General features: G+C 66.1%; 7 protein-coding genes and 1 pseudogene. 4 read left to right on the top strand and 4 right to left on the bottom strand.

Going from position 1 to position 9,452, the window contains the following annotated elements; translation table 11 throughout:
- Window positions 1-173, top strand: a pseudogene (locus F1735_RS36435) (ISAs1 family transposase); the annotation flags it as partial.
- A gap of 72 nt (window positions 174-245) precedes the next feature.
- Here F1735_RS36435 and F1735_RS10615 read toward each other — a convergent pair.
- From F1735_RS10615 to F1735_RS10600, 4 genes are read right to left on the bottom strand one after another with little or no spacing between them, the layout of a single operon-like run.
- On the bottom strand, window positions 246-1,391 hold the full coding sequence (locus F1735_RS10615; RefSeq protein ID WP_167231528.1) for a PilT/PilU family type 4a pilus ATPase: 1,146 nt from the start codon (window positions 1,389-1,391) through the stop codon (window positions 246-248).
- Window positions 1,392-1,421: 30 nt separating this feature from the next.
- Window positions 1,422-2,249, bottom strand: a complete 828-nt coding sequence (gene dapD / locus F1735_RS10610; RefSeq protein ID WP_167236893.1) for a 2,3,4,5-tetrahydropyridine-2,6-dicarboxylate N-succinyltransferase — start codon at window positions 2,247-2,249, stop codon at window positions 1,422-1,424.
- 32 nt (window positions 2,250-2,281) lie between these two features.
- On the bottom strand, window positions 2,282-3,502 hold the full coding sequence (gene dapC, locus F1735_RS10605; protein WP_167236892.1) for a succinyldiaminopimelate transaminase: 1,221 nt from the start codon (window positions 3,500-3,502) through the stop codon (window positions 2,282-2,284).
- Window positions 3,503-3,562: 60 nt separating this feature from the next.
- Window positions 3,563-4,603, bottom strand: coding sequence for an AraC family transcriptional regulator (locus F1735_RS10600; RefSeq protein WP_167236891.1), 1,041 nt, complete (start codon window positions 4,601-4,603; stop codon window positions 3,563-3,565).
- Window positions 4,604-4,703: 100 nt separating this feature from the next.
- Here F1735_RS10600 and F1735_RS10595 point away from each other — a divergent pair, with 100 nt between their 5' ends.
- Genes F1735_RS10595 through F1735_RS10585 form a run of 3 tightly spaced genes read left to right on the top strand, consistent with a single transcriptional unit; the run spans window position 4,704 to window position 9,438 of the window.
- Window positions 4,704-6,299 (top strand): FAD-binding oxidoreductase, encoded by a 1,596-nt coding sequence (locus tag F1735_RS10595; RefSeq protein ID WP_167236890.1) that lies wholly within the window; start codon window positions 4,704-4,706, stop codon window positions 6,297-6,299.
- Complete coding sequence (locus tag F1735_RS10590) at window positions 6,296-7,879, top strand: glycerol-3-phosphate dehydrogenase/oxidase (protein ID WP_167236889.1); 1,584 nt, start codon at window positions 6,296-6,298, stop codon at window positions 7,877-7,879. The genes F1735_RS10595 and F1735_RS10590 overlap by 4 nt, the downstream gene beginning before the upstream one ends.
- Window positions 7,876-9,438, top strand: coding sequence for an FGGY-family carbohydrate kinase (locus tag F1735_RS10585; protein ID WP_167236888.1), 1,563 nt, complete (start codon window positions 7,876-7,878; stop codon window positions 9,436-9,438). The genes F1735_RS10590 and F1735_RS10585 overlap by 4 nt, the downstream gene beginning before the upstream one ends.
- Window positions 9,439-9,452 lie beyond the last annotated feature (14 nt).

Genomic DNA, 9,452 nt, shown 5'->3' with positions numbered 1-9,452 from the left:
ACGATTGCCGCATCCGCGTTGGTGAAGCGGCGCAGAATTTCGCCATTCTGCGTCGAATAGCTCTAAACCTGCTGAAGAACGAGAAGACGGCTAAGCTCGGGATCGCTACCAAGCGCATGAAGGCAGCCTGGAGCGCCGACTATCTTGCCAAGGTCTTAGGCCTACCAATCTGATCCTTCATGCAATCGCCCTGGGGGAGAAGACCCTGCGCTGGCGGCGCAGGAGGGCGGCGAGCGCCGCCCGGATCAGCTATTGAGCGTAAACTCGGTGAACGACGACGATTCCACGACAGGCTTGGGCGCCGCCTCCGGCGCACTCGCGGCGCGTATGTCCGGACCGTTGTTAAGAAGCCACAACAGATTGGTTGCTGAGTCGGCATTGGCCAGCCCTTCTTCCTGGGTGATCAGGCCGCTCTTGACCAGCTCGTACAAGGCCGACTCGAAAGTCTGCGAACCCGGCGAGAGGCTGTTTTCCATCGCTTCCTTGATCTGGCCGATCTCGCCGTTGTCGATCAGGTCGGCGATATAGCGCGTGTTGACCATGATTTCCACCGCCGCCTGGCGGGTGCCGCCGGCCGCCGAGCGCACCAGGCGCTGCGACACGATCGCCTTGACCGCCGACGACAAATCCTGCAGCAGCGCAGGACGGTTCTCGATCGGATAAAAACTGATGATACGGTTCAGCGCATTGTACGAGTTGTTCGCGTGCAAGGTCGCCAGCACCAGGTGACCGGACTGGGCGTACGCCAGGGCCGCCGCCATGGTTTCCTTGTCGCGAATCTCGCCGATCAGGATGCAATCGGGCGCCTGGCGCATCGAATTGCGCAGTGCTATGTAGAAACTATTCGCATCGCTGCCGATCTCGCGCTGGTTGACGATCGATTTCTTGTTCTTGAACAGGTATTCGATCGGGTCTTCCAGGGTCAAGATGTGCCCGGCGCGCAATTCATTACGGTGATCGAGCATCGAGGCGATGGTGGTCGACTTGCCCGAACCGGTCGCGCCGACCAGCAGCAGCAAGCCGCGCTTTTCCATGATCAGGTCGGCCAGCACGTGCGGCAGGCCGAGGTCGGCCAGCGGCGGGATGATCGCCGGCACGAAGCGGAACACGGCCGAAATCGAGCCGCGCTGGCGGAACGCCGACAGACGAAAGCGCCCCAGGTTGGCGACCGAAATACCCATGTTCAGCTCGTTTTCACGCGCCAGTTCGTCCATCTGCTCCTGGGTGCAGATTTCCGCGAGCAGGGCGGAAATGTTTTCCGGCTCCAGCTTTTGCTGATTGATGGGAATCAGGTTGCCGTTGATTTTGATGTGGACGGGCGAATTGACCGCGAAGAACATGTCCGACGCGTTTTTTTCTTTCATCAGATGGAACAAGCGGTCCATGGCCATTTTTTTCTCCTGGTTTGGACTTTTACTGTATCAGATACCGCGAAGCAATTCGTTGATCGCTGTTTTCGAGCGTGTCTGGGCGTCCACACGTTTCACGATGACGGCGCAATACAGGCTGTAGAGGCCATCGGCCGACGGCAGGTTGCCCGACACGACGACCGAACCGGCCGGCACGCGGCCGTAGCTCACTTCGCCGGTGGCGCGGTCGTAGATCTTGGTCGACTGGCCGATGTACACGCCCATCGAAATGACCGAGTTTTCCTCGACGATGACGCCTTCGACGATCTCGGAGCGGGCGCCGATGAAGCAGTTGTCTTCGATGATGGTCGGATTGGCCTGCATCGGTTCGAGCACGCCGCCGATGCCAACGCCGCCGGACAGGTGTACGTTCTTGCCGATCTGCGCGCACGAACCGACCGTGGCCCAGGTGTCGATCATGGCGCCTTCATCGACGTAGGCGCCGATGTTGACGTAGGACGGCATCAGCACCACGTTCTTGGCGATGAAGCTGCCGCGCCGCGCAACGGCCGGCGGCACCACGCGAAAACCGCCGCGCGCAAAATCGTCGGCCGTGTAGTTGGCGAACTTGGTCGGTACCTTGTCGTAGAACTGCATGGTGCCGTCGGAGGTCATGACGCTGTTGTTCTCGAGACGGAAGGAGAGCAGCACCGCTTTCTTGATCCACTGGTTGACGACCCAGTCGGCACCGGTTTTTTGCGCCACGCGCATGCTGCCGTCATCCAGTCCAGCGATCACGTGGGCGACTGCCTCGCGCAGTTCGGCCGTGCCGTTCGATGGATTGATGTCGGCGCGCTGTTCCCAGGCGGTGTCGATGATGCTTTGGAGTTGTTGGGTCATGATCGTATTATCAGTAAGTGGTGTGGCGGATTTCAGGGTAATGTCAGTGACTTGCAAAACTGGACGATGCGCTGGGCTGCCTCGACGCCTTCGTCGACTTCGGCGACCAGGGCCATGCGGATGCGCTTGCTGCCCGGGTTGATGCCGTGCGCGTCGCGCGCCAGATAGCTGCCCGGCAGGACCGTCACATTATATTCCGCGTAAAGACGGCGCGCGAATTCGGTGTCGGACAAAGCGCTGCGGCGCACGTCGGCCCACAGGTAAAAGCCGGCGTCGGGCAGCTCCACATCCATCACTTCCCTGAGCAGCGGGGTGACCAGGGCGAATTTTTCGCGGTACTTGACGCGGTTTTCCTGGACGTGGGCTTCGTCGCCCCAGGCGGCGATGGACGCGGCCTGCACCGGGGGCGACATGGCGCCGCCGCAGTAGGTGCGGTACAACAGGAATTTCTTGATCACGGCGGGGTCCCCGGCCACGAAGCCCGAGCGCATGCCCGGCACGTTGGAGCGCTTGGACAGGCTGGAAAACACGATCAGGTTCGCGTACGGCGTCTCGCCGCCGCTGCGCCCGAGCTGGTGCGCCGCTTCCAGCGCGCCCAGGGGCGCCGCGCTGGTGTGGTAAATCTCGGAATAGCATTCGTCGGCGGCGATCACGAAGCCGTAGCGGTCGGACAGCGCGAACAACTGCTCCCAGTCCGCCAGCGACAGGGTGGCGCCGGTCGGGTTGCCAGGGGTGCACAGGTACAGCAACTGCACGCGCGGCCAGATTGCGGCAGGCACGCTGGCGTAATCGCAGCCGAAATTGCGGCCCGGTTCCGAGTTCACGAAATACGGCTCGGCCCCGGCCAGGTAGGCCGCGCCCTCGTAGATCTGGTAGAAGGGGTTGGGGCAGACGATCAGCGGCGCCGGTTTCGACGCATCGATGACGCAGTGGGCGATTCCGAACAGCGCCTCGCGCGAGCCGTTCACCGGCAGCACCTGGGTGGCCGGATTTAAGGCCGGCACGCCGTAGCGCCGTTCCAGCCAGCCGGCGATGGCGCCGCGCAAAGCGTCGCTGCCGGCCGTGGTCGGGTAATTGGCCAGTCCCGCCACGCCGTGCGCCAGCGCCTTCTGGATGAAGGGCGGCGTCGGGTGTTTCGGCTCGCCGATCCCGAGGCTGATGGCGGCGTAGTCCGGGTTCGCGGTCACGCCCGCGAACAACTGGCGCAGTTTTTCAAAAGGGTAGGGGTGCAGTTTGTCGAGGTGTGGATTCACGGCGTTGCCAGGTTTTGGCGCAGGAAGCGCAGGGTTAGCGTAGATCGGAACAGCGACGTATTATAGGCGCAAATGGCCGCTATCGCGCCACGCTCCGGGATTTACCCCGGACCATTCCTTGAAGGCGTGGGAGAAGGCGCTTTGCTCCTGATAGCCCAGCAAAAACGCGATATCGACCAGCGACAGGCCGCCCTGGCGCAGGTAATCCATGGCCAGGGCATAGCGCGCCTGGTCGAGCACCTGCTGGAAGCTGGCCCCGGCCTCGCTCAGTTTGCGCTGCAGGGTGCGTGGCGAGAGCTTGAGCTCTTCCGCAATCGTGGCCAGCCGCACCCGGTCGTGCGCCAGGTTGCCGATGATGGCCGCATGCACCCGCGCCACCACCCCATCGTCATCCCGGCCGCGCTCGCGCAGGAGCTGCTCGGCGTGCCGCTGCAGCACCGGGTACAGGCCCACATCGGCATTCGGCACGGGCCAGCCAAGCAGTTGGGCGTCGAAGCCGGCCGCGTTGGCGCTCGCCCCGAAGCGCGGCAGCGCGCCGAAAATGCGCGCATACTCGGCGCCGTCGGCCTGCTGCGCGTGCGTAAACCCCAGTTGCGGCGCCGGCAGCGCGGTCCCGGCCAGCCAGGTGGTAAAAGTGCGGATGCCGGCAAACACGCTTTCGACCAGGTGGCGGCCGCCGTCGGGGTAGTTGCTGACCCATTCGTACTGCGCCTGCCCGCCGTCCAGGTGCAGCACCGAGCGTCCCAGGTCGTGCGCCAGTTGCTCGTAGCGCAAGGTTTGCTGGAAGGCCTGGCCGAAATCGCGGCACGACAGCAAGATCAAACCGTACACGCTGTACGTTCCGAGCCTGACCCGTTCCCCCACGTGCAGGCCGAAATGCGGGTCGTCGGCCAGCTCGGCGCCGGCGGCCAGCAGGCGCACGTAATCGGCCGCCCCGAGCGAATCGGGCAGGCGCTCGAGCGTCGCTGCGGGCAGGCCGGCGGCGTCGGCCAAGGCGCTTGGGGTCACGCCGCGCGCCTGCGCCGCTTCGAGCAGCGGCTGCAGATAGGACCCGGTGACGCGGCGCGCGTCAGCGCGCGGCACGGGTGGCATCGCTGGCATGTTTGAACAAGGCAGTTGTCATGAAAGCGCAATACGTGAAGCCCGCCTTCGCATACGCTGGCGGCTGTGGATGAACAGACAAGTATAACGGGAAAAAACGATGAAACGGTGGAACGGATGGGGCGACGATGCCATTGAATTTGCGTTGAACGACGACGCGCTGGCATTTTTGGGCGAACGCCTGGGGCCTGGGACCGCCGGCGCCGAGACCAGCCATGCGGACGCCTGCGCGCGCATCGGCGCCAGCCGCCTGCCGCCGCATCCGCTGATCGACACCTCGGCCGCCGCGCGGCTGGCCAATGCGCTCGGCCAGAGCCTGCCCGACTGGCTGCGCCTGCGCTACGGCAAAATCGACACCGCCCCGGACGGCGTGGCCTATCCCGAAAGCGGCGAAGAAGTGCGCGAGCTGCTCGATTTTGCGGCACTGTGCGGCGCCATCGTCATTCCGTACGGCGGCGGCACCAGCGTGGCCGGCCATGTCGGCGTCGACGCCGGGCCCAAACCGGTCCTGACCATCAACCTGACCCGCATGCGCGCCATGATCGACCTGGACAAGGACGCGCAACTGGCCACCTTCGGCGCCGGCGTGCTGGGGCCGGACCTGGAAGCGCAGCTGCGCGCCTTCGGCTACACGCTCGGCCATTTTCCGCAATCGTTCGAATACTCGACCCTGGGCGGCTGGGTCGTGACGCGTTCGTCCGGCCAGCAGTCGCTGCGCTACGGGCGCATCGAACAACTGTTTGCCGGCGGCAGGGTCGAAACACCGGTCGGCACGTTTGACTTGCCGACCTTTCCGGCGTCGGCCGCCGGTACCGACCTGCGCGAGATGGTGCTCGGCTCCGAGGGCCGGCTCGGCATCCTCACCGAGGCCACGGTGCGCATCAGCCGCCTGCCGCAGTACGAAGCCTTTCACGCCGTGTTCTTCCCAAGCTGGGACGCGGCGGCGGCGGCCACGCGCGAGCTGGCGCAGGCGCGGCTGCCGCTGTCGATGCTGCGCCTGTCGAATCCGCTGGAGACCTTGACCATGCTGACCCTGGCCGGCCACAAGCGCCTGATCGGCGCGCTGGAAACCTGGCTGCGCTGGCGCGGCTGCGCCGACGGCAAATGCATGCTGATGATCGGCGCCAGCGGCAGCGCAGCCAACGCGAAGCACGCGCTGCGCGCCGCACTAAGAATCGCGCGCGCCGGCGGCGGCGTGCATGTGGGCCGCACCATGGGCGACAAATGGAAGCAGAACCGCTTCCGCAACGTCTACCTGCGCAATGCCGCCTGGCAGCACGGCTACGCCATCGACACGGTGGAAACGGCGGTCGACTGGCCGGGCGTGACGCCCATGATGCACGCGCTGGAAGACGCCGCCGCGCAGGCCATGGCCTCGTGCGGGGAGCGCGTACACGCCTACACCCACCTGTCGCATTTGTATGCGCAGGGCGCCAGCGTGTACACCACCTTCGTGTACCGCCTCTCGGGCAGCTATGAAGAAGACTTGCAGCGCTGGCGCCGCCTGAAGGGCGCCGTGTCGGAAGCGATCGTCGTCAACGGCGGCACCATCAGCCACCAGCATGGCGTCGGCGCCGACCACGCGCCTTACCTCGCATCCGAAAAAGGCTTGTTGGGCATGGGCGCCATGCGCACCCTGTTCCGCCACTTCGATCCGGATGGCCGCATGAACCCGGGCAAGCTGGTGTCGCCATGAGCGCCCACTGGCAGAACGGCTGGCAGACCACGCTGCCGCTGCTGCTGGCGCGCGAATGGGACTTGTTGATCATCGGTGGCGGCATCACCGGCGCCGGGATCCTGCTGGAGGCCTCGCGCCGCGGCCTGAAAGCACTGCTGGTCGAGCAACGCGATTTCGCCTGGGGCACCTCAAGCCGCTCCTCGAAACTGGTGCATGGCGGCCTGCGCTACCTGAAAGAAGGCCGCATCGGCCTGACCCGCGAATCGGTGCATGAGCGCGACGCGCTGCTGGCCGGGGCTGCGGGGCTGGTCGAACCGCAAAGCTTCGCCTTTGGCGACTACGTGGGCCGCAAGCCGGGCCGCAAGACATTTTTGCTCGGGCTGGCGATGTACGATTTTCTTGCCGGTAAACGCGAACGCCACTATGTCGACGATGGCCAATTTGCGATGATGACCCCAAACGCCGCGCGCGCCGGCCTGCAGGGCGGCATGCTCTACACCGACGCCAAGACCGACGACGCGCGCCTGGTGCTGCGCGTGCTGCAGGAAGCGCAGACCCACGGCGGCGTGGCGATCAACTACATGGCCGCGCGCGAACTGCTGCGCAGCGGCCCCACTGTCAACGGCGCAGTGCTGCTCGACGGGCGCGACGGCGCCACCCACGAAGTGCGCGCGCGGGTGCTCATCAACGCCACCGGCGCCTGGGCCGACGGCCTGCGCGCGCAAGCGGGTGGCGCGCCGCGACTGCGTCCGCTGCGCGGCAGCCACCTGGTGCTGCCGGCGTGGCGCCTGCCGCTGGCACAGGCCGTCAGCCTGATGCATCCGGCGGACGGCCGCCCGGTGTTCGCCTTTCCGTGGGAAGGCGTTACCCTGGTCGGCACCACCGACGTCGATCATGGCGCCGGCCTGGCGAGCGAAGCGGCCATCACGCGGGCCGAACTCGATTACCTGATGGCGGCGCTGCATGCGCAGTTCCCGCAACTGGCCTTGAGCGAGGCGGATGTGATTGCGACCTACGCCGGCGTGCGCCCGGTGATCGACAGCGGCGCGGGCGACCCGTCCAAGGCCTCGCGCGACCATGCCGTGTGGCTGGAAGACGGCCTGTTGACCGTCACCGGCGGCAAGCTGACCACCTTCCGCGTGATCGCGCTCGACGCGCTGCGCCACGCCATGCCTTTGTTACCCGGCTGGCGCGACGACCTGGCGCCGTGCGCCGTGTTTGCGCCGTCGCCATCGGTGGTCGCGCCGCTGCGGGCGGCGGTGGTGCGGCGTTTGCGCGGGCGCTACGGCGCGCACGCGCAGGCCTTGATCGATGCGGCCCGTCCCGGCGAGCTGGACATCATTCCCGGCACCGAATCGCTGTGGGCCGAACTGCGTTGGGCGGCGCGCACGGAAGCGGTACAGCACCTGGAAGACCTGCTGCTGCGCCGCACCCGCCTCGGCTTGCAGCTGCGCGGCGGGGGAGTGCGGCACCTGGCGCGCATCCGCGCGATCTGCCAGCGCGAGCTGGAATGGGACGACGCGCGCTGGCGTGCCAGCGAGGCGGCGTATCTGGCACTATGGCAGGCGCACTACGGCTTGCCGGGCAAGCTGCCATGAGCAACAAAACCATCCTCGCCATCGACAACGGCACCCAGAGCGTGCGCGCGATCCTGTTCGACCTGCAGGGCAATATCGTGGCCAAGGCGCAGGTGCATTTCGAGAGCTACTTTTCAACGCATCCCGGCTGGGCCGAGCACGACCCGGAAGACTATTGGCAATCGCTGTGCCGCGCCTGCAATCAGCTGTGGCGGCAGCCGGGCGCCGACAAGGCGGCGGTAGCGGGCGTGGCCGTGACCACCCAGCGCGGCACGGTGATCAACGTCGGCATTGACGGCGTGCCGCTGCGTCCGGCCATCACCTGGCTGGACCAGCGCCGCACCGACGCGGCGCCGCAGGTCGGCATGTGGTGGAACCTGGCGTTCCGGCTGGCGCGGGTCAAGGGTACGATCGATTACTTTCGCGGCGAGGCCGAGATCAACTGGATCAAGGTGCACCAGCCGGATGTGTGGGCGCGCACGCACAAGGTGCTGCTGTTGTCGGGCTACCTGAACTACCGCCTGTGCGGGCGCTATGTCGATTCGACCGGCTCGCAGGTGGCGTACCTGCCGTTCGACTACAAGCGCCAGCGCTGGGCCGGGCCGCGCGACTGGAAGTGGCAGGCGCTCGCGATCACGCCGCACATGCTGCCCGAACTGGTGGCCCCTGGCACGCTGATCGGCAAGATCGACGATGCGGTGGCCGCAATGACCGGCATCCCGGCCGGCACGCCGCTGCTGGCGGCGGCCGCCGACAAGGCGTGCGAAGTGATCGGCGCGGGCTGCCAGGCGCCGCATATCGGCTGCCTCAGTTACGGCACCACGGCCACCATCAACACCACCAGCCGCCGCTATGTGGAGGTAACGCCCTTCATTCCGCCGTACCCGGCGGCCATACCCGATACCTACAGCACCGAGGTGCAGATTTTTCGCGGCTACTGGATGGTGAACTGGTTCAAGGAGCAGTTCGGCCACCACGAGCGCGCGCGCGCGCTGGAAGAAGATGTCGCGCCGGAGCAGTTGTTCGATGAACTGGTCAATGCGGTGCCGGCGGGGGCAATGGGGCTGATGCTGCAGCCTTACTGGAGCCCGGGCATCCGCGTGCCGGGACCGGAGGCGAAGGGCGCGATCATCGGCTTTGGCGACGTGCATACGCGCGCGCATGTGTACCGGGCCATCCTGGAAGGGCTGGCGTACGCGCTGCGCGAGGGGAAGGAGCGCACCGAGAAGCGCAGCGGCGTGCCGATCACCGAGTTGCGGGTGTCGGGCGGCGGCTCGCAGAGCGACGCGGCGATGCAGCTGACGGCCGATATTTTCGGGCTGCCGACGGCACGCCCGCACGTGTATGAAACGTCGGGACTGGGGGCGGCGATTGCGGCGGCGGTGGGGCTCGGTTTGTACCCTGACTTTGCGGCGGCCATTGCGGCGATGACGCGCATCGGGCGGGTGTTCGAACCGATTGCGGCGAACCGGGTCATGTACGACCGTTTGTACCGGCAGGTGTACCGCAAGATGTACGCACGCTTGCAGCCGATGTATGCGCAGATTGCGGAGATTACGGGGTATCCGAAGAAGCCTTGATCCACCGTCGTTCC

Origin of the sequence: Massilia genomosp. 1, from assembly GCF_011682185.1 — a bacterium.
GTDB classification, from domain to species: Bacteria; Pseudomonadota; Gammaproteobacteria; order Burkholderiales; family Burkholderiaceae_D; genus Telluria_A; species Telluria_A rubra.
Note: the sequence above shows the minus strand (reverse complement) of the source record. Positions and strands in the feature narration are given on the sequence as shown.

Excerpts from the sequence above, each read along its gene's own strand:
- F1735_RS10615 (WP_167231528.1), bottom strand. The coding sequence starts at position 1,391 with ATGGCCATGGACCGCTTGTTCCATCTGATGAAAGAAAAAAACGCGTCG.
- F1735_RS10590 (WP_167236889.1), top strand. The coding sequence starts at position 6,296 with ATGAGCGCCCACTGGCAGAACGGCTGGCAGACCACGCTGCCGCTGCTG.
- F1735_RS10585 (WP_167236888.1), top strand. The coding sequence starts at position 7,876 with ATGAGCAACAAAACCATCCTCGCCATCGACAACGGCACCCAGAGCGTG.
- F1735_RS10600 (WP_167236891.1), bottom strand. The coding sequence starts at position 4,603 with ATGCCAGCGATGCCACCCGTGCCGCGCGCTGACGCGCGCCGCGTCACC.
- dapD (WP_167236893.1), bottom strand. The coding sequence starts at position 2,249 with ATGACCCAACAACTCCAAAGCATCATCGACACCGCCTGGGAACAGCGC.
- F1735_RS10595 (WP_167236890.1), top strand. The coding sequence starts at position 4,704 with ATGAAACGGTGGAACGGATGGGGCGACGATGCCATTGAATTTGCGTTG.